The sequence below is a fragment of the Microbacterium radiodurans genome (assembly GCF_008710705.1).
In the GTDB taxonomy this organism is placed as follows: Bacteria; Actinomycetota; Actinomycetes; order Actinomycetales; family Microbacteriaceae; genus Microbacterium; species Microbacterium radiodurans.
In genome coordinates this window covers 711,876-736,757 of the sequence record NZ_VYRZ01000003.1, presented here as the reverse complement: position 1 = coordinate 736,757, position 24,882 = coordinate 711,876, and the positions used below count along the sequence as shown (strand labels likewise).

Sequence of the window (24,882 nt, the reverse complement as noted above, 5' to 3'; positions counted from 1 at the left end):
TTGATCCAAAGGAATCTCACCCCACCGAAGTGGAGACGAGGTTATTTGGCATTTGACAAGTGCACGCTGTTGAGTTCTCAAGGATCGGACGCTCCCCCAGCCAGTCTCACAACCAGCCCAGAAGGCACCAAACACTCCCACGAACGTCACAAACCTCTGGTTCATGCGGTCTCAGACCGGCGTTCGGGGTAGAAGACCCATCCTAGACGCGAAGTCCTGTTCTCGCAACGAGGTTTGGGATGGGATCTGGTCCGCCGCTTGAGGGGGCGGCGAGGCCTTCCGGCCTTCTCGCTCTTCCCTGTGGGGCGAACAAGTAATAAGTTACGCGGCTCCCGGCATCCTGGCAAAACAACCCCACATCCCGGGCGTGTCGCGCCGCCTCACGCCGCGGGCAGACGCGGCACCGACGCCACGAGACGCGACGTGTAGGGATGCTTCGGCGCAGTGAGCAGCTCCCCCGTCGGCCCTTCCTCGACGACGCGTCCCGCTTCGAGCACCGCCATGCGACGGCAGAGTGCCGAGACGATCGTGAGGTCGTGCGACACCAGGAGCATCGCGATGCCCTGCTCGCGGGCGAGCCGCTGCAGCAGGTCGATCACGGTCATCCGCACCGACGTGTCGAGAGCGCTCACCGGCTCGTCTGCCAGCAGCACCCGCGGACGCGGCGCGAGGGCACGGGCGATCGCGATGCGCTGACGCTGTCCGCCCGAGAACGCGTCCGGGTAGCGCTTCGCGGCATCCGGATCGAGATCGACGGCGGTCAGGAGCTCGGCGACACGGGCCTCGACGAGGGCCCGGTCGCGCTCGACGCCGAGCGAACGCAACGGCTCGGCGATCGAGGCGCCGACCGTCATGCGGGGATCCAGGGAGGAGAACGGGTCCTGGTACACCGGTTGCACCGCACGGCGGAGTGAGCGGATGCCTCGGCGGTCGTCCCCGCGCAGCGGGTCGCCGTCGAACAGCACGCGCCCCCGGGTGGGGGTCGCCAGTCCGAGGAGAAGCCGGAGCACCGAGGTCTTGCCGGCACCGGACTCCCCGACGAGACCGAGCGCGTCGCCCGGCGCGAGTTTCAGAGAGACGCCGTGGAGCACCTGCGCGCCGCGCCCGTAGGAGTACTCGACGGCATCCGCTTCGAGGATCGGTGTGGGGTCAGACATCGTTCGCTCCTTCCGGCCGGTGCTCGGTCGCCGGCGGCAGGAACCCGTCCAGAGCGCGGGAGGCGGCGACGAGCCGACGCGTGTACTCGTGCCGCGGGGCGCGGAGGATGCGGGTCGTCTCATCGAGCTCGATCTGACGGCCGTCGCGCATGACGAGGACACGATCCGCGATCTGCGACACGACGGGCAGGTCGTGGCTGATGAACAGCAGGGTCATGCCGCGCTGCGAGACCTCCCGCTGCAGGAGTTCGAGGATGCCCGCCTGCACGGTGACGTCGAGCGCCGTCGTCGGCTCGTCGGCGATGAGGATCCGGGGTCCGGCGGCCAGAGCGAGCGCGATCGCCACGCGCTGGCGCTGCCCCCCGGAGATCTCGTGGATGAACGAACGCGCGATCCGCTCGGGTTCGGGCAGCTGCACCTCGGCGAGGGCGTCGAGCACCCCCCGCCGGAGGGCGTCGCCGCGCAGACCCCGGTGCGCGGCGAGCGGCCACGCGATCTGCTTGCCGACGCGCATCAGCGGATCGAGCGAGGCGAGCGGTTCCTGGAACACCGCCGACACCGTGCGCCCCCGCACGGCGTCGAGCCGGCGGGGTCTCGCGCCGACGACCTCGACCCGCTCGGAGCCCGCGTCGACGAGCGCCGACCCGAACGCGGAGAGCGGGTGCGCCAGCAGCCCGAGGATCGCCAGCGCGGTGAGGGACTTCCCCGAGCCCGATTCGCCGATGACGCCCAGCCGCTCCCCCGGCGCGAGGGACACATCGATGCCGTGGACGAGCGTGCGATCGTCGCCGAGCCGCACTCCCAGCCCGGTCGCCTCGAGGATGACGGTCATCGGATGCTCCTCGAGGCCGGGTCCGCGACGTCTCGGAGTCCGTCGGCGAGCAGGTTGACGCCGATGATGAACGCGACGAGCAGGATGCCGGGCAGGATCGCCGCGGTCGGCGCGACGAGCACGGTGCTCTGCGCCTCCTCCAGCATGCGACCCCACGATGCGTTCGGCGGCGGCGACCCGAGGCCGAGATACGACAGCGACGCCTCGGCGCCGACGGCACCGCCGAACTGCAGCGCGAGGGGGACGATGAGCGTCGGCCAGACATTCCGCAGCACGTGGCGGACGATGATCCCGCCGGTGCCGGTGCCGGACGTCCGTGCCGCCGTGACGTAGTCCATGGCGAGCACGCGCGTGGCGGCGATGCGCGTCAGCCGGGCGATCACCGCGGAACCCGCGAGGCCGATCGCGAGGATGGCCGATTCGAGCGACGCGCCCCGCCAGGCGACGATGAGCATCGCGAGGAGCAGTGTCGGGAACGCGATGGCGATGTCGAGGAGGCTCGTCAGCGCATCATCGACCCAGCGGCGCGCCGCAGCGGCGAGAAGGCCGAGGGCGATGCCGACGACGGCTGCGATCGCGACGGAGCCGAAACCCACGGCGAGGGCGAGCCGCGCACCGATCATGAGCTGGGTGAACAGATCGCGACCGAGGCGATCGGTGCCGGCCCAGTGCTCTGCCGACGGCGGTTGCAGGCGTCCCCCGCCGGTGTCGTCGAAGGCGAAAGGGGTCCAGAAGACCGACACGAGGCCGATGACGGCGATGAGCCCGAACAGCGCACCGCCCACGGCGAGGTTGATCGAGCGTCGCCGGCGCGGGCGCCGCTGCGGCAGAGCCGTCGTCCCGGTGTCGGGCAGCGTCGTGGCCGTCATGCCGCCGCCTTCGATCGCCGGTTGCCGGAGATGGTGTCGCGCAGCCGCGGATCGATGACGCGCTGGAGGATGTCGGCCGCGAACCCGAGCAGCAGCACGAGCGCCGTCGAGAACAGCAGAACGCCCTGCACGCTCGGGAAATCCTGTTCCTTGATGCCGACGAGAAGCATGTCACCCAGTCCCGGCAGGGCGAATACGCGCTCGATGATGACTGCGCCGACGAACGTCGTCGACAGCTGGATCGCGAGTATTGCGATGAGCGGCGGGGCGGCGTTGCGCACCCCGTGCCGCCACAGCGCGGTGGTGAAACTCTGCCCCGTGGCGCGGGCGGCGCGCAGGTACTGCTGCCCGAGGATGTCGAGCGTGGCGCTGCGCACGTAGCGGGCCAGGTCGCTGCCCGAGACGAGCGCGATCGTCAGCACGGGGAGGGTGAGCGACACGAGGGCGGCCGCGGGGTCCTCCCAATCGCGACGGGGGAAGCCGCCGGCCGGGAGGAGGCGCCAGTTCAGGGCGAAGACGGCGACGAGCAGGATGCCGACCCAGAAGACGGGGATCGCGCCGCCGAGCTGCGACACGGCGGAGAACGCCGTGCCGTACCAGGTGCGCGACTTCCACGCCGCGACGAAGCCGACCGGAACGGCGATGAGGACCGACAGCGCGAAAGCGATCAGCGTGAGCGGAAGCGTGACGTTCAGGCGCCGCAGGATCTCGTCGCCCACCGGCAGGTTGTTCGTGAACGAGCGACCGAGGTCGAAGCTCGCGAGCTGTCCGAGGTACGACAGGAACTGCTCGTGGATCGGTCGGTCGACGCCCAGGCGCGCCGCGGCCGCGGCGATCTCGGCGTCGGTCGCTCCGACCGAGATGAGCGCGAACACCGGGTTGCCGAGCACACGCAGCACGACGAACAGGATCACCACCGCCAGCGCGAACGCCAGCAGCAGCAATCCTGTCCGTCGGAACAGATACCGGGTGATGGAGATCAGGCCTTCGTGATGTCGGAGACGTAGAAGAGCGAGTTCAGACCGTTCTTCGGCACGCCCGAGACGCCCTCGGCCGCGATGCGCAGCTGCGGGTTCAGGTAGAGCCAGACGCTCGCGGCGTCATCGGAGATCTGCTGGTTCGCCTTCTTGATGAGCTCGGTCTGCTCCTCGACGGATGCCGCGGCCTCCGAGTCGGCCAGCCATGTCTGCACGTCGGCGTTGTCGTAGCCCCAGTAGAAGTCGGGGTTGCCGTAGAAGTTGATGTCTCGGTCGTTGACGTGACCCTGCAGCGTCGCCTCGAAGTTCTTCTCGGTGTAGACCTTCTGGTACCACTCGTCGTCGGTGATGATGTTGATCTCGAGCGTGATGCCCACCTTGGCGAGCTCCGACTTCAGGAACTCGGCGACGGTCGAGTGGACGCCGGAGTCGGGGGTGTCGACCGTGAACGTGAAGCCGCCCGACTGCCCGGCCTCGGCGAGCAGCTGCTCGGAGAGCTCGGGGTCGTACGGGTTGTTGTCGGCGAGGTCGATGTACCACGGCTCCGACGGCGGGACCATCGAGCCGATCAGTTCGCCGCGCCCGTCCCAGATCGCGTCGAGGAGCTTCTCGCGGTCGATGGCGGAATAGATCGCCTTGCGGACGCGGACGTCGTCGAACGGCGCGACCCGGTCGTTGAACGCGAGCAGCTCCTTCGTCGTCGAGGTGCCCTCGATGATCTGGAAGCCGGCCGCCTCGAACTCGCCGATGCTGTCGGGGTTCGACTGGCTCGTCACGAGATCGACCGCGCCGGTCGTCAGGGCGTTGTTCAGCGCCGTCGGGTCGGCGTAGTACTGGTAGACCACGCCGCCGTTGGCGGGTGCGTCGCCCCAGTACTCGTCGTTCACCTCGAGGCTGATCGAGTCGCCCTTGCGGTAGTCCGCGAGGGCGTAGGGCCCGGTGCCGTCTTCGCTGGCGGTGAGGTCGCCGGCATCCTCGTTCACGATCCAGACGTAGCCGAGGTTGTACGTGAAGCTGATCGAGGGCTGCGACAGGGTCACCTCGACGGTCTTGTCGTCGACGGCCGTGACGGTGTCGATGACGCTGAGCTGACGCTTGCGCGCGGCGATCGACTCCTCGCCGACGAAACGCTCGAGGCTGTACTTCACGTCCTCGGCGGTGAGCTCCTTGCCGGAGTGGAAGGTCGCCTCCTCGAGGGTGAACGTATAGGTCAGTCCGTCGTCCGAGATCTCGGTCGACGACGCGAGCAGCGGCTCGACCTCGGCGTCATCGGTGATCCGGAACAGGCCTTCGTAGACGTTGCCGGTGAACACCTCGGTGACACCGGAGGATCCGCCGAAGATCTGGTCGAGGTTGGTGGGCTCGTTCTGGGAGCCGACGACGATCTCGACGTTCGAGTCGCCGGCGGCGGAGTCCGCCGGATCGGCGGCGCCGGAGCATCCGGCGAGGACGAGAAGACCGGCCGTCGCCGCGGCGGTGGCGACGGCGAACCGGGAGAGGCCGCGTGAGGTCACGGGGTTTCCTTTGCTGTGGAGTGGGATGCGGCGGCGCGAGGTGCGGGCGCGCGACCGTTTCGGGGGATGTTCAGAGGGCGAAGTCGCCGGCGTAGCGGACCTTCTTCTCGCCCGCGCGGACGGGGAACGGAAGGCGGTTCTGCAGCGGCGGCAGCGGGCAGTTCATCTGATTCGAGAAACCGCACGGCGGAACGACCGCGCGGTTGAAGTCGACCGTCACCGGGATGCTGTCGCCGGGGACGAGGTCGCCGGTCGCGCCGGGGTGATCGAGGAAGAGGAACCGGCCGGCGCCGTAGCTCTCGGCGCCGTTGGTGCGATCGCCGAAGACGAGATGGAGCTTCGGTCCGCCGTAGTTCGTGTCGAACGCGGCGAGACGGTACTCGGTGCCGTCGATGTCGAAGACGAGATCTCCCGAGACCGGCAGGCCACGGGTCGCACCGCCGTCCTTGATGTGCTCGAACGGGACGACGCGGTCCTCGTCGACGAGCTCGAAGCGGCCCTCGAGCACCCACGCCGGGTCGTAGTCCCAGCGCTCGATGTCCTCGAACGCCTCACGGGCCGGTGAGTCCTCCCGCCAGATGCGGTAACCCTCCTGCGGCAGACCCGACTCGATGTCGCTGCGCTGGAGCCGGGTGAGCTGCGCGTCGACCGGGTGCCCGGCGCGCGCCTCCTCGTCGGGCACGGCCGGTTCTCCGGGCGCCGACCAGGAGGTCAGGACGAGGGAGAGGGAACCGAGCGGCGCGGTCACGGCCGCGCGGCGGGACTCCGCCCATGCGAGATAGTCGTTTGCTGCGGACGCGGATGTGCTCACCATGACAGGCAACCAAACGTGGCGTGTCACCGAGAAATTCCGTGTCGCACTGTTGCACGCCGCCGAACTGCTCGCCCGGGCGTGTCGCGGGGCTCCCCCGTGGCCCAGATCGTCCAGATCACGAGCACGGGCTGCAGCAGCAGTCGCGCGGCCCGCCGGCGATCCGTGTCGAGGCCGGGCGCCGATGCGCCGGTCCGCCATTGATGGACGTTGCCGGGGAACACGGCCGCGAAGAAGGCGGCGACGGCCGCGCCGACCCGGCGCCGCTCGCGCGGGAGACCGATCACGGCCGCTCCCAGAACGATCTCGACGGCGCCGCTGGCGACCACGATCATGTCCTTGTCCGTGCGCAGGAGGCGGGTCGCCCAGTCGGGCACGGCTATCCGGTACCCGCGGCGCAGCACGGTCAGGTGCGCGACGCCGGCGGCGATGAGGAGGGCGGCGAGCAGGGCTCGCGCGAGGGTGCGCAGCATCCGTCGACGCTACGCGCGACCGGGAGGCCCGATGACGAGAAGCGCGGTGTATGCGGCGACGATCCCGACCGCGAGGATGACGGCGAGCACGATCGGCCGGTTGACGAACCAGCGCAGGAGCCGATCGAGCGCACGCGCGTCGCGCGGATCGTCGCTCGCCTCGGTGCGCCAGGATCCGGCGAGGCGACCGCGCCGGCGCAGCACGATCTCGGTGGGGATGGTCGCGTACGGGATGACGGCGGCGCCGACCGCGCAGACGGTCGGCACGAGCGGCCACCGGTTGTTCCATGCGACGAGCACGGCCGTCGCGCCGTAGCAGAGGAAGACGAACCCGTGGATGCCGCCGCCGATCGTGACCGCGACGGGCAGGTCGAACAGCGCGCGGATCACCAGTCCGAGGATGAGCAGCGTCCACGAGATCGCTTCCGCGATCGCGAGTGAACGGAAGGCGGTCAGCGGGGTTCGGAACACCCCCGAACCCTATCCGGACGGCCTAGACGATTCCTGCGCGGACGCCGTCCATCGACTGGGCCAGCCGGGGCATGTTGTCGCTCAGCGTAGAGTCGAGCTCGAGCAGACGCTGGTGCGCCTGCTCCATGACCGCGATCCCCTTCGCCGTGATCCGGAGATCCGATGCGGATCCCGCGTGAGCGGTCGCATCGGCGACGAGTCCCTCGTCGACGAGCGTGCGGACGGCCGTGTGCGCCGACTGCACGGTGATGTGCGAGCGGCGGGCCAGTTCCGAGAACGAGATCCCGGGCTCGGAGCCGATGTGACCGAGCAGTCCGAACTTGCGGGTCGACAGCCCGAGATCGCGGAGCGCAGCCGACAGCCGTCCCTCCCAGGACGCCGACACCGCGATCAGCGCGATTACGGGACTGAATCTCGGTTCGCGCTGCGGGGCGGTGGTTTCCGGCACGTCCTCGATTGTAGGAGGAGCGGGCCGTCCGCGCCGAGGAGGATCGCATCGGTCTCGCGCCGTGTCGGCGATGGGGCGTAGCCTTCGCGGCATCCCGTCGATGTCGACGAGCGCGTCGACGAGGACGACAGCGAAGGAGCGTGTCATGGATCTGAAGATCGAGCTCATCTTCGTGCCGGTCGCCGACGTCGACAGGTCGAAGGAGTTCTACACGCGGATCGGCTTCCACGCCGACCACGATGAGACCCCGTACGAGGGGCTGCGGTTCGTGCAGCTGACGCCACCGGGATCGGCCTGCTCGATCGCGATCGGCACCGGCCTCGGCAGCCGGCTCGCACCCGGGTCGCGCGACAACGTCCAGGCCGTTGTCGCGGACGCCGACGCAGCGCTCGCACGACTGCGTGAGGCGGGGGTGGACGCGCGCGGCGTCGACGAGCAGGACTGGGGACGCTTCGTCACCTTCGACGACCCCGACGGCAACTCGTGGACGCTGCAGCAGCTTCCTGCGCGCGGATAACGCCTCGATGGGCCGGCGTCAAGGACCCTCCGTTGCAGCCGTCCCCCGTGCAGGATCGAGAAAAGCACGAGGCGGGGAGGATCGAGATGATCACGCACGAAGAGCAGGCCGAGCACCACACCGACATACGCGGCGAGAAGCCGTTCGGTCAATGGCTCGGACTCATCAACGGCGGCCGCTGACAGCTGACACGAATGCCCCCGGCGTCCTTTCTCGCGAGAAGGATGCCGGGGGCATCGTCGTGTGCGCTCTGGCGTACCACGGCCCGCCTCCCCTACGCTCGTGCGATGCACCGGAGCACGAGCCAGATCGCCGACCACGCCATCGAGTGGGCGCGAGCCCGTCTCGGCTCCCCCGCCTACGCCACACGCTGCCTCGCCTTCGTCGAGGATGCGGTAGAGCGGCCCAACGATCTCGAGGTGTTCGGCGGCGACTCCGCGGCCGACTCGGCCGACCTCTACCGTGACCACCGCCGGACGGGCGACCCGCCCCGCGGCGCATTCGTGTTCTACGACGCCGTCGGCGTCATCGACGGTGTCGAGGGTTCCTGGGGGCATGTCGGGCTGAGCCTCGGCGACGGCCGCATCATCCACGCGTGGGACAGAGTGCGCATCGACCGCATCCACGAGGTCGAGTCGCTGCCGCCGCCCCCCGGCTGGACGGCGCCGGCGTGGTGGGGCTGGGTTCCTCTCGATCGGGTTCTCGCCGGCGCGCAGCCCCGAGCTTGGCCGACGGACGAGACGGCCGAAGCAGCCGCCCAGCGTCAGCAGGCGGAGTCGCTGTCGGCGCTGCGCGGATCCGACGACGTCGGCCGGTGATCAGCTCGCCTCGAAGGGGCCGTCCAGCTCGCGTGACCAGGGGAGGTCGGCGCCGGCTCGCGAGACCGTGATCGCAGCCGCCCGCGCGGCGCGCCCGCCCGCGGTCGCCAGTTGCTCCGGCGTACTCGGGATGCCGTCGCGGAGTGCCGAATGGATCAGCGAAGCCATGAACGTGTCGCCCGCACCGATGGTGTCGACCGCGGCGACGGCGACGCCCGGGACCTCGACGGCGCCCCGCGCCGAGGCCAGGATCGCGCCGTCGCCCCCGCGGGTGATCGACCCGGCCTCGGCGCCGAGGCACAGGAGGCGGTCGAGCACCTCGGTGACCGCGGCACCGGGATAGAGCCACGCGGCATCCTCGTCGCTCATCTTCACGATCGTGCAGAGCGGCACGATCGACTCGAAGGTCCGGACCGCGTCGTCGCGTTCACCGAGAAGGGCGGGCCGGATGTTCGGGTCGAATGTCACGATCGCGTCGCCGGCTCGTGCGATGAGTTCGCGGACCCGCCCGGCGCCGGGCTCGAGGAATGCGGCGATGGAGCCGGTGTGGACGATGCGGGCCGTCGCAGGGGTCGCGCTCGGGTCGATGTCCCACCGGATGTCGAACTCGTAGTCTGCGGATCCGTCTGCGCCGATCGTCGCGACCGCGGTCGAGGTGGGGTCGGCGGTCGTCGACGCAGCGAGCACATCGACGCCGGCGGCGGCCACATGCTCTCGGATGCTGCGGCCGCGCGCGTCGTCGCCGATGCGGGTGAGGAGGGCCACCGCAACGCCCTGCCTGCCGAGCCCGAGCGCCACGTTCGCGGGGCTCCCGCCGACGTGCTCGACGTCGCCCTCGCCCGAGCGGACGATGTCCACGAGAGCTTCGCCGACGACGAGGACCTCGGGTGCGCGGTGCTGGTTCATCATCCTCCGAGGGCTGGTTGGTGGGCGCGGTCAGCTTAGCGCCGCCGCCCGGCGCAAGGTATATAGTTTTGCTATGCAGTTTTCGGAGGTTGCTCGTGATGACGCTGGTGGGAGCGACGGCTTCCCGAGCGCGGCGATCCGCCTGATGTCGGCGTCCAGCCGCTACAACCGGGCCGTCGCACGGCGTGTCGAGTCGCCGACTGCGGCCGGCACGTGGCGGACCTTGGCGGCTCTCGACGAGTTGGGGGCGACGCGGGTCAGCGATCTGGCCGAGTGGCAGCGCGTCAGTCAGCCGACCATGACGACGCTCGTCCGGCGTATGGAGCGAGACGGTCTGGTCACGCGGACCGCCGATCCTACGGACGGGCGCGCATCGCTCGTATCGATCACCGACACCGGTCGCGCCCAGTTCCGGAGCTTCCGGGAGGAGGCGCGGCGGTTGACGAGCCCGGCTTGGGACCGGCTCGACGAGACGGACCGGGCGGCGCTCGCGCGCGCGGCGGATCTGCTCGAAGCGCTGCTCGGCGAGCCCGAACTGCGATGAACGACGAGATGAGGACGGAACAGGTGGAGGAATCATGACCGCGACGACCGCGACGCACGCCGCGGCGACCACGCAGCCGAGTGGTGGCGGAACCTCGATCTGGCGGCAGCCGGTCGCCGTGTGGGCGATCGCGTTCGCGTGCACGGTGTCGTTCATGGGCATCGGGCTGGTCGACCCGATCCTTCCCGCCATCAGCCGCGAGCTCGAGGCGACGCCGTCCGAGACGATGCTCCTGTTCACGAGCTATCTGTTCATCACCGGCATCGTCATGCTCTTCGCGAGCTGGGTGTCTTCGCGCCTGGGCGTCAAGAGGACTCTGCTCGTCGGACTCGCCCTCATCGTGGTGTTCGCCGCGGCGGCCGGCCTGTCAGGCGGTGTGGTGGAGATCATCGGCTTCCGCGCGGGATGGGGCGTCGGCAACGCCCTGTTCATCGCGACGGCGCTCGCCGCCATCGTCGGGGCCGCCAGCGGAGGCAGCCGACAGGCGATCGTGCTGTACGAGGCGTCGCTCGGGATCGGACTCGCGGTCGGACCGCTGCTCGGCGGGGCGCTGGGCGAGCTCTCGTGGCGCGGGCCGTTCTTCGGCACCGCGGCTCTCATGGCCCTCGCCCTTCTGGCGATCCTCGTCGTCTTCCGCTCCCCCGCGCCCGCCGCCGGCGCCGCCGCGCCCGCGAAGGTGTCGTTCTTCGCGTCGTTCCGCGCGCTGCGCAACCCTGCGCTCCTCACGCTGTCGCTGACGGCCTTCTTCTACAACGTCGCCTTCTTCGTCCTCCTCGCCTACAGCCCGTACCCGATCGAGGCGGCCGCAGCGGGAGCCGGCATGACGTTCGGGGCGCACGAGCTCGGCCTCGTCTTCTTCGGATGGGGTCTCGCCGTCGCACTCACCTCGGTGCTCGCGGCTCCCGTGCTGACGCGCCGACTGGGGCTGCGCCCGGTGCTGTTCGCGATGCTCGGGCTGCTCGCCGTGGCCGAGGCCGTGCTCGCCATCGGGATCGACGATGCGGGTGTGCTCATCACCACCGTCATCGTCGCGGGTCTCTTCCTCGGCGTCTTGAACACCGCCCTGACCGAGGCCGTCATGGAGGCGACCGATCTGCCGCGGAACGTCGCGAGCGGCACCTACTCGGGCGTGCGATTCATCGGCGGCGCGATCGCTCCCGCGGTCGCCGGCCCCCTGGCGGCTGCGGTGACCCCGAGCGCGCCCTACTGGCTCGGGGTCGGCGCGCTGATCATCGCGATCGGCATCATGACCGTCGCCGGGCGCACGCTCGGTCACCTCGGCCGTCCGCACGAGACTGCCGTCGCCGAGGCCGCCGACATCGGCCAGGGCGACGCCTGACAATCACCAGTCGGAGGAGATCTGCGGGACGGAGGACGGTTCTGGCCGGAACAGCCTCCGCGGCGCAGATCCCCTCCGCATGGGCCGCGCGTCGCCGCTAGCGTGTGAGCATGTCGCCCGATCTCAAAGCAGCAGCATCCCGTGTCGTCGCGCGTCTGAGCATCGACCGCGAGAAGCTCGTCGGTGCGCTCTTCATCGCTCTCGGCTCCGTCGGGGTGGCGATCGCCGTATTCGTGCTGGCGATGTCGGCCTCGGCCGCTCTGCCGGCGCTGATCGGCCTCGGCGTCGGCGCGGTGCTCATCGTCCACGGCATCCTGCGCCGCAACGCCGCCGAGCGAGCGGATGCCGCACTCCGCACGCTCGAGTGAGGCCGTACCGCCCGGCGAAGGTGGCGCGTCCTGCGGGTATCGCCGGTGCGATCCCGCGGAACGCGCCACCTTCACATGGCTGTCCGCTGAGCTTCAGTCGCCCTTCACGTTGACGAGCTGACGCAGCGTGTGTCGGATCTCGACGAGCTCGGCGGCGTCCTCCATCACCCGGTCGATGGGCTTGTACGCCTGCGGGATCTCGTCGATGAAGGCATCGGTGTCGCGGAACTCGATGCCGACCATCGCCTCGCGCAGCTGATCACGGGTGAACGTGCGCCGCGCCGCCGACCGCGAGTACTCACGTCCGGCACCGTGAGGCGACGAGTTGAGCGACAGCGGGTTGCCGAGTCCCGATACGACGTAGGACGCCGTTCCCATCGATCCCGGGATGAGGCCGGGCCGACCGGCATCCGCCTGGATCGCGCCCTTCCTGGACACCCACACCTGCTTCCCGAAGTGCTTCTCGCTCTCGGTGAAGTTGTGGTGGCAGTTGATTCGCTCGAGCTCCTCGACGTCGGCCCCCATCGTCTCGGACAGCTGACGAGTGACGCGGTCCATCATCTCCTCGCGGTTGAGCAGCGCGAAGTGCTGGGCCCACCGGAGCTCGCGGATGTAGCGCCGGAACTCCTCTGTCCCCTCGACGAGGTAGGCCAGGTCGGGGTCCGGCAGGTCGATCCACCACTGCTTCGCGAGGCGCTGAGCGACACCGATGTGGTGCGTCGCGACCTTGTTGCCCACTCCACGCGAGCCCGAGTGCAGGAACATCCAGACCGCGTCCATCTCGTCCACCGAGACCTCGATGAAGTGGTTGCCCGAGCCGAGCGATCCGAGCTGGTTCCGCCAATGCCCGGCGTAGCGGGCGGGGTCGAACTCGCTTCTCTCGGCGAGCTCCTCCAGCTCGGCGATGCGCGGCTCGGCGGTCGCGACGATCTTGCGGTTGTCGCGACCGGCCGACAGCGGAATCGCCCGCTCGATCTGCTCGCGCAGCCCGCCGAGGTCGCGGCCGATCAGCTGCGACTTCGTGAACTGCGTCCGGACGGCGATCATGCCGCATCCGATGTCGACTCCGACGGCAGCCGGCATGATCGCGCCGAGCGTCGGGATGACCGAGCCGACGGTCGCCCCCTTGCCGAGGTGCGCATCCGGCATGAGCGCCAGGTGCGGGTGGATGAACGGCATGCCCGACGCGGTGCGAGCCTGATCGAGAGTCTTCTCATCGATGATGCTCGCCCACGACAGGAGCCTGTTCGAGAGCTTCTCCATGGTCCCTTTCCTTGTGATGGCGGTCCGGGATCGGGCGCATGGAGAGGAACACACGAACGCCCCGGACCTGTGCGGTGCGGGGCGTTCTGACAGTGGCGGTGTCAGACGTCTCGCACCGGAGGGTACGGCTCATTGCGGAGCTGGAACTGGTCCAGGTCCGCTGCGAACAGGCGCTCGTCGCGCATGGTCATGCCGTCCTCCGGTGACGCTGTGCGGATTCGCGCAGCCTCGCAACACTACGGGCGCGGGCGCGCTGGGTCAACGACGAAAGTGGCGCGTTCCGCGGGTATCGCCGAGGCGAGCCCGCAGAACGCGCCACTTTCGCGCGATTCAGATCAGAAGTCCCAGTCCTCGTCTTCGGTGGCCTCGGCCTTGCCGATGACGTACGACGAGCCCGACCCCGAGAAGAAGTCGTGGTTCTCGTCGGCGTTCGGCGACAGGGCAGACAGGATCGCGGGGTTCACGTTCGTCACCGTCGCGGGGAACATCGCCTCGAAGCCGAGATTCATCAGCGCCTTGTTGGCGTTGTAGTGCAGGAACTTCTTGACGTCCTCGGTCAGACCGACGGCGTCGTAGAGGTCCTGCGTGTACTGGACCTCGTTGTCGTAGAGCTCGTACAGGAGCGAGAACGTGTAGTCCTTGATCTCGTCGCGCTCGGGCTGGGTGAGCTTCTCCATGCCCTTCTGGAACTTGTAGCCGATGTAGTAGCCGTGCACGGCCTCGTCGCGGATGATGAGGCGGATGATGTCGGCTGTGTTCGTCAGCTTCGCCTTCGCCGACCAGTGCAGCGGCAGGTAGAACCCCGAGTAGAAGAGGAACGACTCGAGCAGGGTCGAGGCGACCTTGCGCTTGAGCGGCTCGTCGCCACGGTAGTAATCCATGACGATCGAGGCCTTCTTCTGAAGGTTCGGGTTCTCGACCGACCAGCGGAACGCGTCGTCGATCTCGGGCGTCGAGGCGAGCGTGGAGAAGATCGACGAGTAGCTCTTCGCGTGCACCGACTCCATGAACGCGATGTTCGTGTAGACGGCCTCCTCGTGCGGGGTGATCGCGTCGGGGATCAGCGAGACGGCGCCGACGGTGCCCTGGATCGTGTCGAGGAGCGTCAGCCCCGTGAACACGCGCATCGTGAGAGTCTGCTCGTCGGGGGTGAGTGTGTTCCACGACTGGATGTCATTGGACAGCGGCACCTTCTCGGGCAGCCAGAAGTTGTTCACCAGACGGTTCCAGACCTCGAGGTCCTTATCGTCCTGGATGCGGTTCCAGTTGATCGCCTGCACGTGGTCGACGAGCTTGAGCGGTTCAGGGGTCATGTCGCTTCGATTCCTGGTTCGGGTTCCGGCATCCGTCAGAGCATGCAGCTGACGCACTCGGACATGTCGGTGCCCTCGAGTGCCATCTGACGCAGGCGGATGTAGTAGATCGTCTTGATGCCCTTGCGCCAAGCGTAGATCTGCGCCTTGTTGATGTCGCGGGTGGTGGCCGTGTCTTTGAAGAACAGCGTCAGCGACAGGCCCTGGTCGACGTGCTGCGTGGCGGCGGCGTACGTGTCGATGACCTTCTCGTAGCCGATCTCGTACGCGTCCTCGTAGTACTCGAGGTTGTCGTTCGTCATGAAGGGGGCCGGGTAGTAGACGCGGCCGAGCTTGCCTTCCTTGCGGATCTCGATCTTCGACGCGATCGGGTGGATCGACGACGTCGAGTTGTTGATGTACGAGATCGAGCCGGTCGGCGGCACCGCCTGCAGGTTCTGGTTGTAGATGCCGTGCTGCTGGATCGACGCCTTCAGCTCGCGCCAGTCGTCCTGCGTCGGGATGTGGATGCCGTCGAACAGACCCTTCACCTTGTCGGTCTGCGGAGCCCACTCCTGCTCGATGTACTTGTCGAAGAACTCCCCCGACGCGTAGGTCGAGTCGGCGAAGCCCTCGAACGCCGACGCCCGCTCGATCGCGATCTTGTTCGACGCCTGCAGGGCGTGGAACAGCACCGTGTAGAAGTAGATGTTCGTGAAATCGATGCCCTCGTCGGAGCCGTAGTGGACGTGCTCACGGGCGAGGTAGCCGTGCAGGTTCATCTGGCCGAGGCCGATCGCGTGCGAGCGGTCGTTGCCGTCCTCGATCGAGCGGACCGAGCGGATGTGGCTCTGGTCGCTGACCGCGGTGAGGGCGCGGATGCTGGTCTCCACCGTCTGAGCGAGGTCCTTGCCGTCCATCGCGAGGGCGATGTTCATCGACCCGAGGTTGCAGGAGATGTCCTTGCCGATCTGGCTGTAGGACAGGTCCTCGTTGTAGGTCGTCGGGGTGTTGACCTGCAGGATCTCCGAGCACAGGTTCGACATGTTGATCCGGCCCTTGATCGGGTTGGCCTTGTTCACCGTGTCCTCGAACATGATGTACGGATAACCCGACTCGAACTGGATCTCCGCGAGAGTCTGGAAGAACTCGCGGGCGTTGATCTTCGTCTTCTTGATGCGGGCGTCGTCGACCATCTCGCGGTACTTCTCGGTGACCGAGATGTCGCCGAAGGGAATCCCGTAGACCTTCTCGACGTCGTACGGCGAGAAGAGATACATGTCCTCGCCGTTGCGCGCGAGCTCGAAGGTGATGTCGGGGATGACGACACCGAGCGAGAGCGTCTTGATGCGGATCTTCTCGTCGGCGTTCTCGCGCTTGGTGTCGAGGAACTTCAGGATGTCGGGGTGGTGCGCCGACAGGTACACCGCGCCTGCGCCCTGGCGGGCACCGAGCTGGTTGGCGTAGCTGAAGCTGTCTTCGAGCAGCTTCATGACGGGGATGATGCCCGACGACTGGTTCTCGATCTGCTTGATCGGCGCGCCGGCCTCGCGGATGTTCGACAGCAGCAATGCGACGCCGCCGCCGCGCTTAGACAGCTGGAGAGCGGAGTTGATGCCGCGGGCGATCGACTCCATGTTGTCTTCGATGCGCAGCAGGAAGCAGGAGACGAGCTCGCCGCGCTGGGCCTTGCCGGTGTTGAGGAACGTCGGGGTCGCCGGCTGGAAACGACCGGAGATGACCTCGTCGACGATCCGGGTCGCGAGGGCCTCGTCGCCGTCCGCGAGACCGAGGGCCGTCATGACGACGCGGTCCTCGAATCGCTCGAGGTAGCGCTTGCCGTCGAAGGTCTTGAGCGTGTAGCTCGTGTAGTACTTGAAGGCGCCGAGGAAGGTCTCGAAGCGGAACTTCTTGCCGTACGCGAAGTCGTTGAGCTGCTGGATGAACTCGAGCGAGTACTTCTTGATGACGGCCGGCTCGTAGTACTCCTTCTCGACGAGGTAATCGAGGCGCTCCTTGAGCGAGTGGAAGAAGACGGTGTTCTGGTTCACGTGCTGCAGGAAGTACTCCCGCGCGGCGCGCTTGTCGGCGTCGAACTGGATCTTGCCGTCGGCGCCGTACAGGTTGAGCATCGCGTTCAGGGCGTGGTAATCGAGCCCGTCGAAGCGCAGGTCGACCTTGAAGTCGTTGTCGGTCAAGGCCTTTTCCAGTGCTGATTCCACCATCGTTCCAATCCTGCGCTCACGCGCTCGACGTCTTCTGGCGTGCCGAACAGTTCCACCTTGTCCAAGTGCGGCACGGAGCACTTGCGGCTGATGATGTCGCCGGCGAGGCAGTACGACTCGCCGAAATTCGTGTTGCCCGTGGAGATGACTCCTCGGAGCAGAGTGCGGTTGCGTGCGTCGTTCAGGAAGCGGACGACCGGTTTGGGCACCGCGCCCTTCTCTTCGCCGCGCCCCTGACCCCCGCCGTAGGTGGGGGTCACGAGCACGAACGGCTCATCGATCACGAGGGGATCGGACGAGGAGTGCAGGGGGATGCGGAGCGCCCGGAGACCGAGCTTGTCGATGAATCGCGCGGTGTTGCCCGAGACGCTCGAGAAGTAGACGAGCAGGGGCGCCCGCGTCGCGACCGCCATGCTCATGGGATTACGCGAAGCGGGCGGCGAGCTCGTCGATCTTGTCGGGACGGAAGCCCGACCAGTGGTCCTCGTCGGTGACGACGACGGGCGCCTGCAGGTAGCCGAGCGACTTGACGTGCTCGAGAGCCGCCGGGTCCTCGGAGAGGTCGAGGACGTCGTATTCGATGCCCTTCGAGTCCAGCGCACGGTAGGTCGCGTTGCACTGCACGCAGGAGGGCTTGGTGTAGACCGTGATCGCCATGTCGAGTGTGATTCCCTTCACTTCTCGCGCTTCTGGAAGCGCATCCCTCGGCGGGGATCCGCCGGGAGTCCAATACTACATATGGGTGCCGACATCGGGGCGCACCACAAGGGGTAGTAGTTACAAGTCTGTAGTTTTCCCCCGCTCTCCCCAGGTACGACACATCTTGTCCACCGTTTCATCCACAGCCGCGGGCAGTGCTCGCCGTCACGACTGAGCCGTGATCACGCGGCTTCCGGCGCGTCGGCCCGGATCTGTCCACAGGGAGCACGCTACGACCGCCCACCGACATCCGATTCGGACGGATCCGGCCGCCCCGGCGTGTCGTCGGCGTGTCGCATCCGTCGGCGGGGATGTCGCCGCGACGCCCTCGGAGTGACTAGCGTTGGAGGGTGGCGGGATACGGAGAACTGCTGCGCACACCGGGTGTCGCGCGCATCATCGCCGCACAGTTGACCGCGCGCTTTCCGAACGGGATGACGAGCCTCGCCGTCCTGCTCCACATCGAGCACGTGACCGGCTCCTACGGGGCGGCCGGTCTGGTCCTGGCGGCCACCTCAGTCGGGCAGGCGATCGCGGGACCGGTGACGAGCCGATGGATGGGCGTCTGGGGGATGCGGCGCGTCCTCACGCTCACCCTCGCAGTGTGCGCCACCGCGATCGCCCTGCTCGCGCTGCTCACCCTTCCCCTCCCCCTCTACATGGTCCTGGGGTTCGTCGCGGGGCTCTCGACCCCGCCGGTGCAGTCGGCGGTGCGCACCATCTACCCGAAGATGGTGACCTCGCGGCAGCTGACGCCGCTGTTCTCGCTCGACGCGTCGCTGCAGGAGATCATCTGGATCATCGCGCCGGTCCTCATCACGTTCGTCGCGCTGCAGGCGGGAACCGTTCCCGGCCTTCTGCTGGTCGTCGTGATCCTCATCGGCGGCGGAGCGTGGTTCATCATGTCGCCCGAGCTCGGTCGGGTCCGCATCCCGCGCAGCCGCCGGGCGCTCGGACGCGTGCTCGTCAAGCCGCCGGTGATGCTCGCGACGGCGACCGGCTTCCTCCTGATCGGCGCCTGCTCGGCGGTCGAGGCCGGGGTGGTGGCGTCGTTCGGCCACAGCGGCCTCGAGTCGGGCCTCGTGCTGGCCGTCTTCGCCGTCGGAAGCCTCGCCGGCGGACTGTCGTTCGGGCACATCCCGATCGGACGCTGGGCCATGGCCCGCCGGTTCCTGATCGTGACCGTCGGACTGACCGCGACGATCTTCTCGCTCAACGCCTGGTGGCTCGGCGGCTCGCTGCTCATCGCCGGCATCGGCATCGCGCCGGCGCTCGCGGTCATGTTCGCCATCACCTCGGCGAGTGTGAAGTTCAGCGAGACGGCCGAGGCCTACGGATGGATCGGCACCGGCCAGCTCATCGGCGCAGCCGCCGGATCCGCCGTCGCCGGCTTCCTCATCGACGGCGTCGGCCCGCAGGGCGCGTACATCGCCGGGACGCTCTTCGCCGGTGTGGGCCTGGGCGTCGCGGCAGCATGCGTCAGGTGGTTCCCCGACCTGCGCGGACGAGACTCGTCGCCGATCCCCGACACCGAGCCGGTGCACACCATCACGTGATCGGCGCTCGGCGCCGCCGGGCAACGCCCTCGATCAGCCGCGGACTCGCTGCAGCATCGCCAGCACCGCCGCGGCGTACGCGTCCTCGGGCTGCGGATGCTCGAACGCCAGGGACTCGCCGGCGAACTCGATCTCGACGCGGTGGGTGTCGGCGAGGCGGGTGAGGCTGCGGAACCCCGCCCGCAGGAGCTCGCGCAGCTGGTCCTCGCGGGGCAGCCACAGCGCCTCGTCGAGCGCAACCGAGTCGAGGGCCCATTCCGTCGTGCCGTTGAAGGCGAGGATCGTCCCGGTCGGGTAGCGGCGCGGCTCGATCGTCATCTCGCTCACGGTGAAGACGTCGGCGTCGAACTCGGGCTCGTTCAGCTGGAATCGGTCGCCGGAGGTCGGATGCCACACGAGCCCCGCGTCGCGGAGAGCGAGGGCGGCGTCGGTCGAGATCATGCCCCCATCCTCTCCCGCCCGGAGGCGCACGGCGCGGAGCAGAATGGAAGCCGTGAGCGCCTTCGACCCGACCCGGCATCTTCCCGACGACCTCATCGAGCGCATCCGCGGGCGAGCCGCCGCCGTGGACGCTGCCAACGCGTTCCCCGACGAGGACCTCGCGGAGCTGCGCGCCGCAGGGTATCTCGCGATCCTCCTTCCCGAGCGCCTCGGCGGCGCCGGCCTCTCCCTGGCCGAGGCGTCGATCCTGCAGCAGCGTCTCGCCGGCGCGGCCCCCGCCACCGCCCTCGCGGTGAACATGCACCTCGTGTGGACGGGCGTGGCGAAGGTGCTCGCGGACCGCGGCGACGATGCGCTGCGGTTCGTCCAGCAGGGCGCAGCGGGCGGCGAGGTCTTCGCGTTCGGCATCAGCGAGGCCGGAAACGACCTCGTGCTGTTCGGAAGCGACACGGATGCCGCTCCCCGCCCGGACGGCGGGTACGCCTTCACCGGCACCAAGATCTTCACGTCGCTGTCGCCGGTGTGGGACCACCTCGGACTCCACGGGCTCGACACCACGAGCGACGACGCCCCGCAGCTCGTGTTCGGGTTCGTCCCGCGCAGCGATGCGGTGACCGCGCGCGAGGACTGGGACACGGTCGGGATGCGCGGCACGCAGTCGCGCACGACCGAGCTGCACGGCGCCGTCGCCCCGCCGGAGCGCATCGTCCGCCGGCTCGCCCCGGGCCCCTCGCCCGACCCCCTCGTCTTCGGCATCTTCGCCGTGTTCGAGCTGCTCCTGGCATCCGTCTACACCGGCGTCGCCCGACGCGCGCTCGACCTCGCCGTCGAGACGGCGCACGCGCGCACCTCGAAGAAGACAGGCCGCAGCTACAGTCAGGACCCCGACATCCGCTGGCGGGTCGCCGAGATGGCGCTGGCCTACGACGGTCTGCTCCCCCAGCTCGCCTCGATCGCCGACGACCTCGATGACCGGGTCGACCATGGTGCGCTGTGGTTCGCGAAGCTCAGCGGGCTCAAGCACCGCGCCGTCACCGCCGCGAAGGCGATCGTCGACGAGGGGATGCTGGTCGCCGGCGGCTCGTCGTACTTCACCCGGTCGGAGCTCGGCCGCCTGTATCGCGACGTCCTCGCCGGCATGTTCCACCCCTCGGACCCCGAGTCCGCGCACAGCACCGTCGCCACCGCCTGGCTGGGCCCGCTCGCCCCCTGACCCCCTACCCCCCCCCGACCCGGCCGTCGACTCGCCACGAATTGCGGGTCGCGACCCGGCTGGACCCGCGCTTCTTGGCGAGTCGACGGGAGGAAGGGAGGGAGGGGAAGGGAGGGAAGGGAAGGGAAGGGAGGGGAGGGAGGTGGACGGGGGTCAGCGGGTCTCGAGGTCGTAGGCCTTCAGGAGCTCGGCGACGGCCTGCTCGCGCTGCTCGCCGCCGCTTTCGAACATGTGGGTGACGTGGGTGCGGAGGTGGTTCTCGATCAGCAGCTTGTCGAGCGAGGCGAGTGCCTTCTGGATCGCCCGGGACTGGGCGATGATGTCCATGCAGTAGTCCTCGTTCTCGATCATCCGAGCGAGTCCCCGGACCTGTCCCTCAAGGATGCTCGTGCGGCGCAGCGCCCGCTTCTGGATGTCGTCGATCACGCGGTCAGACTACGCGCAACCCGCCCCGCCCGGCTCGAACCGCATGCGAGGATGACCGGATGGCCCGCACGCCGACCGATCACCTGACCCCCGCCGACCAGGCGCGCCGCGCGGGTCTGCGTCGCATGAAGGCCGTGGCTCTCGGGGCGCTCGTCTTCATGGCCGTCGTGTTCGCGATCTCGTTCCCGCTGCAGCAGACGATCCCCGCCTTCGGGTACGTCCGGGCGGCCGCCGAAGGCGGCATGGTGGGCGCGCTGGCGGACTGGTTCGCCGTGACGGCCCTGTTCCGGCATCCGCTCGGCATCCCGATCCCCCATACGGCGATCATCCCGCGGCGCAAGGACGAGATCGGGCGGACGCTCGGGGAGTTCGTCGAGACGAACTTCCTCGCCTCGGGAGTCGTGCGGGGCAAGCTCGAGTCGATCGGAATCGCGGCGCGCCTGGGAGCCTGGCTGCAGCAGCCGCGGAACGCCGAGCGCGTCTCGACCGAGGCCTCGTCGGCGGCGGCCGGCATCCTGAACGCGCTGAGCGACGACGAGGTGCAGGACCTTCTCGAGGACCTCGCCCGCGAGCATCTGCTCGCCCCGTCGTGGGGTCCTGCACTCGGGGGCTGGCTCGATCGCGTCGTCGAGTCCGGCGGTCACCACGGTGCCGTCGACCTCGCGATCGACAACATCGAACGCTGGCTCACCGCCAACCGGTCGGTGTTCACCGGCCTCGTCTCGCGGCGGCTGCCCTCCTGGGTCCCCTCCGTCGCCACGCGTCTCGTCGACGACACCGTGTACCGCGAGGCCCTCACCTTCGTCGGCGCGGTGCGCGCCGATCCCGATCATCAGGCGCGCCGCGCTGTCGACGGCTACCTCCAGCGCCTCGCGGGCGACCTGCAGGGCGACACCGAGACATCCGCGCGCCTCGAGAGCGCCAAGGCCGCCGTCTTCGACAGCCCGCGGGTGCGGGCGCTGGCCGCCGAGGCCTGGGGAACCGCGAAAGCGGGGCTCGTCCGCGCCCTCGGCGATCCGGAGAGTCCGCTCCGCCGCCGCGTGACCGCGGCCCTCGTCGAGGTCGGCGATCGCCTGACGCGCGACGCGGCGCTGCAGCAGCGGATCGACGCTCGCGTGACCGAGGCCGCGGCCGTGCTGGTCGACCGCCACCGCTCCGATATCGCCTCGATCATCACCGACACCGTCGAGCGCTGGGACGCGCAGGAGACGACCGAGAAGATCGAGCTCATGGTCGGACGCGACCTGCAGTACATCCGCCTGAACGGCACGATCGTGGGTTCGCTCGCGGGACTCGTCATCTTCGCCATCGCCCATGCGGTCTACGGAACGGGAGGATGACGCCGTGACCACTCTGATCCTCGTGCGCCACGCCAAGAGCGACTGGGGCTCCCCCGGTCTCGACGACCACGAGCGGCCGCTCAACGCGCGCGGACGACGCGACGCCCCCGAGATGGCGCGGCGTGTCGTCGATGCGGGCGTCCGCGTCGACCGCATCCTCGCGTCGACGGCGCTCCGCGCGCGCGAGACCGCGGCCTCCTTCGGCGAGGCGCTCGGCCTGCCCGTCGACCACATCCCCGAGCTCTACGGCGCGGGCGGACGACGTCTGCGCGACACCGCCGCCGCGAGCGGAATGAACGCGGTGCTGCTGGTCGCCCACGACCCCGGCATGACGGTGCTGGCCGAGGAGCTCTCGGGCGGACGGATCGGCCAGATGCCGACATGCGGCGTCGCGACCTTCACGTGGGACACCGACGACTGGGACGTCGCGTCCGCGACCGATCCCGACGCCTGGTCGTTCGACAGCCCGCGCGCCTGACGTGGCCCCTCGGGGGATCCTCAGACGACGCTCGCGACCTCGCCGCCGGTGAGCGACACCAGCTCGGCGAAGGTGAGCGGGAAGACGGTGTGCGGGGTGCCGCCGGCCGCCCAGATGCGCGGATAGCGGGAGAGGTCCTCGTCGACGATCGTCGCGACGGGCGTGGGATGCCCGGTCGGCGCGACGCCCCCGATCGCCTGTCCCGTCGCGGCGCGCACCTGGTCGATGCTCGCCCGCCGGATCTCGCCGCGTCCGAGCCGCCGTGCGAGGGCCGCCGTGTCGACGCGATGCGCACCGCTCGTCATCACGAGCAGCGGCTCGCCGTCGGACCAGAAGACGAGGCTGTTCGCGATCGCGCCGACCTCGACGTCGAGAGCCGCGGCGGCGAGGGCCGCGGTCGAAGCGGCATCGGGCAGGACGATGATCTCCCCCCGGATGCCGGCGGCGCGCAGCGCGTCGTGGACGAGGCGGCTGCGGGACGGCAGATGTTCGCTCACGGTCCCACCCTAGGGGCGGCCGCGGGTGCACAATGGACCCGGATGCCGCAACGCCGCGGCATCCGAAGAGCACGAGCCCACGAGGCTCCGCCGGAAGAGGACCGCGATGACGCACGCCCTGCCCCTGCCCGATTTCACCCACGAGCGGGTGGAGGTGATCACGGGGCGCCGGAGCGGCCTGTTCATCGCCGTCGCGCTCCACTCCTCGACGCTCGGCCCCGCGCTCGGCGGCGCCCGCGCCTGGACCTATCCCGACTGGAGCCACGCGCTCCAGGACGCGTTGCGCCTCTCGGCCGCGATGACGCTGAAGAACGCCGCGGCCGGGCTCGACGCGGGAGGCGGCAAGGCCGTGATCGGGCTGCCCGAGGGCACCGTGCTGGCCGGCGAGCGGCGGCGCGCCGCCTACCTCGACCTCGGCGACGCCGTCGAGACCCTCGGCGGCTCGTACCGGACGGCGGAGGACGTCGGCTCCACGACCGAGGACATGCTCGTCGTGAGCGAACGGACCCGTCACGTGGTCGGCCTCCCCGACCGCGTCGGCGGCTCGGGCGAGCCCGCCGGCCCCACGAGCGTGGGCGTGCACGCGGCGCTGCTCGCGACGCTGGAGCGTGCCGCCGGCGCGGAGTCGGCGGCGGGGCGCCGCATCACGATCGCCGGACTCGGTCAGGTCGGCAGCCGCCTCGCCCTCCAGCTCGCCGCCGAGGGCGCCGTGCTCACCGTCACCGACGTCGATCCGGCCAAGCGCGCGCTCGCGGCCGACCTCGGCGCCACGTGGGTGGAGCCGAGCGAGGCGCACCGGATCGAGGCCGACGTCTTCGTCCCCGCCGGAATCGGCGGCGTGCTGACCGACGAGGTCATCGACGAGCTCGCCGCCCGCGCCGTGTGCGGCCCGGCGAACAACCCGCTCGCGCATCACTCCGGAGCGGAGCGGCTGGCTGCGCGCGGCATCCTCTACGCTCCCGACTTCGTCGTGAACGCCGGCGGTGTCATCTGGCTCGACCTCGCCGCCGAGCACCGCGGCAGCCGCGCCGAGATCATGACGCGCGTCACGGCGATCGGGGATACCGTCCGACGGATCTTCGACGAAGCGGATGCCCGCGGTTCGACCCCGCTCGCCGCCGCGGAGTCGCTCGCCGCCGAGCGACTCGCCGTCGGAGCAGCCCGCGAGGCCCTCGTCTGACCCTCCCGCGAGTGCGCGGGGCCGCCCGGCTCGTACCGGGATGCAAGGGATCATGGCCGGCGCGCCGCCTAGGCGGCATCCGAACCGGCGCGTCGCGCACGATGCCTTGCATCCCGGCACCGGAGCCGGAGCCGGCGGCGGGCTGAGGCACATGCGACCCGACACCAGCGGGCGAGCAACCGAGCCGAGATTCGATCCCCGCCCGGCTCGTACCGGGATGCAACGGAT

At 69.4% G+C, this 24,882-nt stretch carries 28 protein-coding genes; 10 read left to right on the top strand and 18 right to left on the bottom strand.

Going from position 1 to position 24,882, the window contains the following annotated elements; translation table 11 throughout:
• Window positions 1-380: 380 nt before the first annotated feature.
• The 9 genes from F6B42_RS13775 to F6B42_RS13735 form a co-directional block, all read right to left on the bottom strand.
• A complete protein-coding gene (locus F6B42_RS13775; protein WP_150420237.1) occupies window positions 381-1,157 on the bottom strand; it encodes an ABC transporter ATP-binding protein in 777 nt (258 codons plus the stop codon).
• Entirely contained in the window at window positions 1,150-1,989 is an 840-nt protein-coding gene (locus tag F6B42_RS13770; protein ID WP_150420236.1) for an ATP-binding cassette domain-containing protein, read from the bottom strand. The genes F6B42_RS13775 and F6B42_RS13770 overlap by 8 nt, the downstream gene beginning before the upstream one ends.
• Complete coding sequence (locus F6B42_RS13765) at window positions 1,986-2,858, bottom strand: ABC transporter permease (RefSeq protein ID WP_150420235.1); 873 nt, start codon at window positions 2,856-2,858, stop codon at window positions 1,986-1,988. The genes F6B42_RS13770 and F6B42_RS13765 overlap by 4 nt, the downstream gene beginning before the upstream one ends.
• Window positions 2,855-3,802 (bottom strand): ABC transporter permease, encoded by a 948-nt coding sequence (locus F6B42_RS13760; RefSeq protein ID WP_223878515.1) that lies wholly within the window; start codon window positions 3,800-3,802, stop codon window positions 2,855-2,857. Before F6B42_RS13760 ends, F6B42_RS13765 begins: the two co-directional genes overlap by 4 nt.
• 35 nt (window positions 3,803-3,837) lie before the next feature.
• Window positions 3,838-5,349 (bottom strand): ABC transporter substrate-binding protein, encoded by a 1,512-nt coding sequence (locus tag F6B42_RS13755; protein WP_150420233.1) that lies wholly within the window; start codon window positions 5,347-5,349, stop codon window positions 3,838-3,840.
• A 70-nt stretch (window positions 5,350-5,419) separates the two neighbouring features.
• Entirely contained in the window at window positions 5,420-6,163 is a 744-nt protein-coding gene (locus F6B42_RS13750) for a DUF1684 domain-containing protein (protein ID WP_191089372.1), read from the bottom strand.
• A gap of 23 nt (window positions 6,164-6,186) precedes the next feature.
• Window positions 6,187-6,633: a DoxX family protein gene (locus F6B42_RS13745; RefSeq protein WP_150420232.1), complete on the bottom strand. Its 447-nt coding sequence runs from the start codon at window positions 6,631-6,633 to the stop codon at window positions 6,187-6,189.
• A gap of 9 nt (window positions 6,634-6,642) precedes the next feature.
• A complete protein-coding gene (locus F6B42_RS13740; RefSeq protein WP_150420231.1) occupies window positions 6,643-7,104 on the bottom strand; it encodes a DUF3817 domain-containing protein in 462 nt (153 codons plus the stop codon).
• 22 nt (window positions 7,105-7,126) lie between these two features.
• Window positions 7,127-7,552 (bottom strand): MarR family winged helix-turn-helix transcriptional regulator, encoded by a 426-nt coding sequence (locus tag F6B42_RS13735; protein WP_223878513.1) that lies wholly within the window; start codon window positions 7,550-7,552, stop codon window positions 7,127-7,129.
• Window positions 7,553-7,697: 145 nt separating this feature from the next.
• On the opposite strand from F6B42_RS13735, the gene F6B42_RS13730 reads away from it, so the two are divergent.
• A complete protein-coding gene (locus F6B42_RS13730; RefSeq protein ID WP_150420230.1) occupies window positions 7,698-8,069 on the top strand; it encodes a VOC family protein in 372 nt (123 codons plus the stop codon).
• A 287-nt stretch (window positions 8,070-8,356) separates the two neighbouring features.
• The gene (locus tag F6B42_RS13725; RefSeq protein WP_150420229.1) at window positions 8,357-8,887 is read left to right on the top strand and encodes a C40 family peptidase; all 531 of its coding nucleotides are present in this window, start codon (window positions 8,357-8,359) and stop codon (window positions 8,885-8,887) included.
• On the opposite strand, the gene F6B42_RS13720 is transcribed toward F6B42_RS13725, so the two are convergent.
• Window positions 8,888-9,793, bottom strand: coding sequence for a carbohydrate kinase family protein (locus F6B42_RS13720; RefSeq protein WP_223878512.1), 906 nt, complete (start codon window positions 9,791-9,793; stop codon window positions 8,888-8,890).
• Window positions 9,794-9,866: 73 nt separating this feature from the next.
• On the opposite strand from F6B42_RS13720, the gene F6B42_RS13715 reads away from it, so the two are divergent.
• The 3 genes from F6B42_RS13715 to F6B42_RS13705 all read left to right on the top strand — a co-directional run bounded on the left by F6B42_RS13715 (window position 9,867) and on the right by F6B42_RS13705 (window position 12,044).
• Window positions 9,867-10,337, top strand: a complete 471-nt coding sequence (locus F6B42_RS13715) for a MarR family winged helix-turn-helix transcriptional regulator (RefSeq protein WP_191089371.1) — start codon at window positions 9,867-9,869, stop codon at window positions 10,335-10,337.
• A 34-nt stretch (window positions 10,338-10,371) separates the two neighbouring features.
• Window positions 10,372-11,676 (top strand): MFS transporter, encoded by a 1,305-nt coding sequence (locus F6B42_RS13710; protein ID WP_150420226.1) that lies wholly within the window; start codon window positions 10,372-10,374, stop codon window positions 11,674-11,676.
• Window positions 11,677-11,786: 110 nt separating this feature from the next.
• Entirely contained in the window at window positions 11,787-12,044 is a 258-nt protein-coding gene (locus tag F6B42_RS13705) for a hypothetical protein (RefSeq protein ID WP_150420225.1), read from the top strand.
• A gap of 93 nt (window positions 12,045-12,137) precedes the next feature.
• Here F6B42_RS13705 and F6B42_RS13700 read toward each other — a convergent pair whose 3' ends face one another.
• From F6B42_RS13700 to nrdH, 5 genes are all read right to left on the bottom strand, one after another.
• The gene (locus F6B42_RS13700; protein WP_150420224.1) at window positions 12,138-13,307 is read right to left on the bottom strand and encodes an RtcB family protein; all 1,170 of its coding nucleotides are present in this window, start codon (window positions 13,305-13,307) and stop codon (window positions 12,138-12,140) included.
• A gap of 335 nt (window positions 13,308-13,642) precedes the next feature.
• Complete coding sequence (gene nrdF, locus F6B42_RS13695) at window positions 13,643-14,620, bottom strand: class 1b ribonucleoside-diphosphate reductase subunit beta (protein WP_150420223.1); 978 nt, start codon at window positions 14,618-14,620, stop codon at window positions 13,643-13,645.
• 35 nt (window positions 14,621-14,655) lie between these two features.
• Window positions 14,656-16,824 carry a class 1b ribonucleoside-diphosphate reductase subunit alpha gene (nrdE, locus tag F6B42_RS13690; RefSeq protein WP_150420222.1) on the bottom strand — a complete coding sequence of 723 codons (2,169 nt, stop codon included), beginning with the start codon at window positions 16,822-16,824 and terminating at the stop codon, window positions 14,656-14,658.
• Window positions 16,794-17,237 (bottom strand): class Ib ribonucleoside-diphosphate reductase assembly flavoprotein NrdI, encoded by a 444-nt coding sequence (nrdI, locus tag F6B42_RS13685; RefSeq protein ID WP_191089382.1) that lies wholly within the window; start codon window positions 17,235-17,237, stop codon window positions 16,794-16,796. Before nrdI ends, nrdE begins: the two co-directional genes overlap by 31 nt.
• Before the next feature lie 10 nt (window positions 17,238-17,247).
• On the bottom strand, window positions 17,248-17,481 hold the full coding sequence (gene nrdH / locus F6B42_RS13680; protein ID WP_150420302.1) for a glutaredoxin-like protein NrdH: 234 nt from the start codon (window positions 17,479-17,481) through the stop codon (window positions 17,248-17,250).
• A gap of 392 nt (window positions 17,482-17,873) precedes the next feature.
• On the opposite strand from nrdH, the gene F6B42_RS13675 reads away from it, so the two are divergent.
• Entirely contained in the window at window positions 17,874-19,079 is a 1,206-nt protein-coding gene (locus tag F6B42_RS13675) for an MFS transporter (protein WP_150420220.1), read from the top strand.
• Between the two features lie 33 nt (window positions 19,080-19,112).
• Here the strand turns inward: F6B42_RS13675 and F6B42_RS13670 are convergent, their stop codons facing one another.
• Window positions 19,113-19,520 carry a pilus assembly protein CpaE gene (locus F6B42_RS13670; protein ID WP_150420219.1) on the bottom strand — a complete coding sequence of 136 codons (408 nt, stop codon included), beginning with the start codon at window positions 19,518-19,520 and terminating at the stop codon, window positions 19,113-19,115.
• Between the two features lie 43 nt (window positions 19,521-19,563).
• Between F6B42_RS13670 and F6B42_RS13665 the strand changes: the two genes are divergently transcribed.
• The gene (locus F6B42_RS13665) at window positions 19,564-20,733 is read left to right on the top strand and encodes an acyl-CoA dehydrogenase family protein (protein WP_150420218.1); all 1,170 of its coding nucleotides are present in this window, start codon (window positions 19,564-19,566) and stop codon (window positions 20,731-20,733) included.
• A 153-nt stretch (window positions 20,734-20,886) separates the two neighbouring features.
• Here F6B42_RS13665 and F6B42_RS13660 read toward each other — a convergent pair whose 3' ends face one another.
• Window positions 20,887-21,159 (bottom strand): metal-sensitive transcriptional regulator, encoded by a 273-nt coding sequence (locus F6B42_RS13660; protein WP_150420217.1) that lies wholly within the window; start codon window positions 21,157-21,159, stop codon window positions 20,887-20,889.
• Between the two features lie 59 nt (window positions 21,160-21,218).
• On the opposite strand from F6B42_RS13660, the gene F6B42_RS13655 reads away from it, so the two are divergent.
• Complete coding sequence (locus tag F6B42_RS13655) at window positions 21,219-22,499, top strand: DUF445 domain-containing protein (RefSeq protein WP_150420216.1); 1,281 nt, start codon at window positions 21,219-21,221, stop codon at window positions 22,497-22,499.
• A 4-nt stretch (window positions 22,500-22,503) separates the two neighbouring features.
• The gene (locus F6B42_RS13650) at window positions 22,504-22,977 is read left to right on the top strand and encodes a SixA phosphatase family protein (protein ID WP_150420215.1); all 474 of its coding nucleotides are present in this window, start codon (window positions 22,504-22,506) and stop codon (window positions 22,975-22,977) included.
• Between the two features lie 20 nt (window positions 22,978-22,997).
• Here F6B42_RS13650 and F6B42_RS13645 read toward each other — a convergent pair whose 3' ends face one another.
• A complete protein-coding gene (locus F6B42_RS13645; protein WP_150420214.1) occupies window positions 22,998-23,474 on the bottom strand; it encodes a YbaK/EbsC family protein in 477 nt (158 codons plus the stop codon).
• Window positions 23,475-23,580: 106 nt separating this feature from the next.
• Between F6B42_RS13645 and F6B42_RS13640 the strand changes: the two genes are divergently transcribed.
• Window positions 23,581-24,654, top strand: a complete 1,074-nt coding sequence (locus F6B42_RS13640) for a Glu/Leu/Phe/Val dehydrogenase family protein (RefSeq protein WP_150420213.1) — start codon at window positions 23,581-23,583, stop codon at window positions 24,652-24,654.
• Window positions 24,655-24,882: the final 228 nt, after the last annotated feature.

Excerpts from the sequence above, each read along its gene's own strand:
- F6B42_RS13775 (WP_150420237.1), bottom strand. The coding sequence starts at position 1,157 with ATGTCTGACCCCACACCGATCCTCGAAGCGGATGCCGTCGAGTACTCC.
- F6B42_RS13770 (WP_150420236.1), bottom strand. The coding sequence starts at position 1,989 with ATGACCGTCATCCTCGAGGCGACCGGGCTGGGAGTGCGGCTCGGCGAC.
- F6B42_RS13765 (WP_150420235.1), bottom strand. The coding sequence starts at position 2,858 with ATGACGGCCACGACGCTGCCCGACACCGGGACGACGGCTCTGCCGCAG.
- F6B42_RS13750 (WP_191089372.1), bottom strand. The coding sequence starts at position 6,163 with ATGGTGAGCACATCCGCGTCCGCAGCAAACGACTATCTCGCATGGGCG.
- F6B42_RS13745 (WP_150420232.1), bottom strand. The coding sequence starts at position 6,633 with ATGCTGCGCACCCTCGCGCGAGCCCTGCTCGCCGCCCTCCTCATCGCC.
- F6B42_RS13730 (WP_150420230.1), top strand. The coding sequence starts at position 7,698 with ATGGATCTGAAGATCGAGCTCATCTTCGTGCCGGTCGCCGACGTCGAC.
- F6B42_RS13725 (WP_150420229.1), top strand. The coding sequence starts at position 8,357 with ATGCACCGGAGCACGAGCCAGATCGCCGACCACGCCATCGAGTGGGCG.
- F6B42_RS13720 (WP_223878512.1), bottom strand. The coding sequence starts at position 9,793 with ATGAACCAGCACCGCGCACCCGAGGTCCTCGTCGTCGGCGAAGCTCTC.
- F6B42_RS13715 (WP_191089371.1), top strand. The coding sequence starts at position 9,867 with ATGCAGTTTTCGGAGGTTGCTCGTGATGACGCTGGTGGGAGCGACGGC.
- F6B42_RS13710 (WP_150420226.1), top strand. The coding sequence starts at position 10,372 with ATGACCGCGACGACCGCGACGCACGCCGCGGCGACCACGCAGCCGAGT.
- F6B42_RS13705 (WP_150420225.1), top strand. The coding sequence starts at position 11,787 with ATGTCGCCCGATCTCAAAGCAGCAGCATCCCGTGTCGTCGCGCGTCTG.
- F6B42_RS13700 (WP_150420224.1), bottom strand. The coding sequence starts at position 13,307 with ATGGAGAAGCTCTCGAACAGGCTCCTGTCGTGGGCGAGCATCATCGAT.
- nrdF (WP_150420223.1), bottom strand. The coding sequence starts at position 14,620 with ATGACCCCTGAACCGCTCAAGCTCGTCGACCACGTGCAGGCGATCAAC.
- nrdE (WP_150420222.1), bottom strand. The coding sequence starts at position 16,824 with ATGGTGGAATCAGCACTGGAAAAGGCCTTGACCGACAACGACTTCAAG.
- nrdI (WP_191089382.1), bottom strand. The coding sequence starts at position 17,237 with ATGGCGGTCGCGACGCGGGCGCCCCTGCTCGTCTACTTCTCGAGCGTC.
- nrdH (WP_150420302.1), bottom strand. The coding sequence starts at position 17,481 with ATGGCGATCACGGTCTACACCAAGCCCTCCTGCGTGCAGTGCAACGCG.
- F6B42_RS13670 (WP_150420219.1), bottom strand. The coding sequence starts at position 19,520 with ATGATCTCGACCGACGCCGCCCTCGCTCTCCGCGACGCGGGGCTCGTG.
- F6B42_RS13665 (WP_150420218.1), top strand. The coding sequence starts at position 19,564 with ATGGAAGCCGTGAGCGCCTTCGACCCGACCCGGCATCTTCCCGACGAC.
- F6B42_RS13655 (WP_150420216.1), top strand. The coding sequence starts at position 21,219 with ATGGCCCGCACGCCGACCGATCACCTGACCCCCGCCGACCAGGCGCGC.
- F6B42_RS13640 (WP_150420213.1), top strand. The coding sequence starts at position 23,581 with ATGACGCACGCCCTGCCCCTGCCCGATTTCACCCACGAGCGGGTGGAG.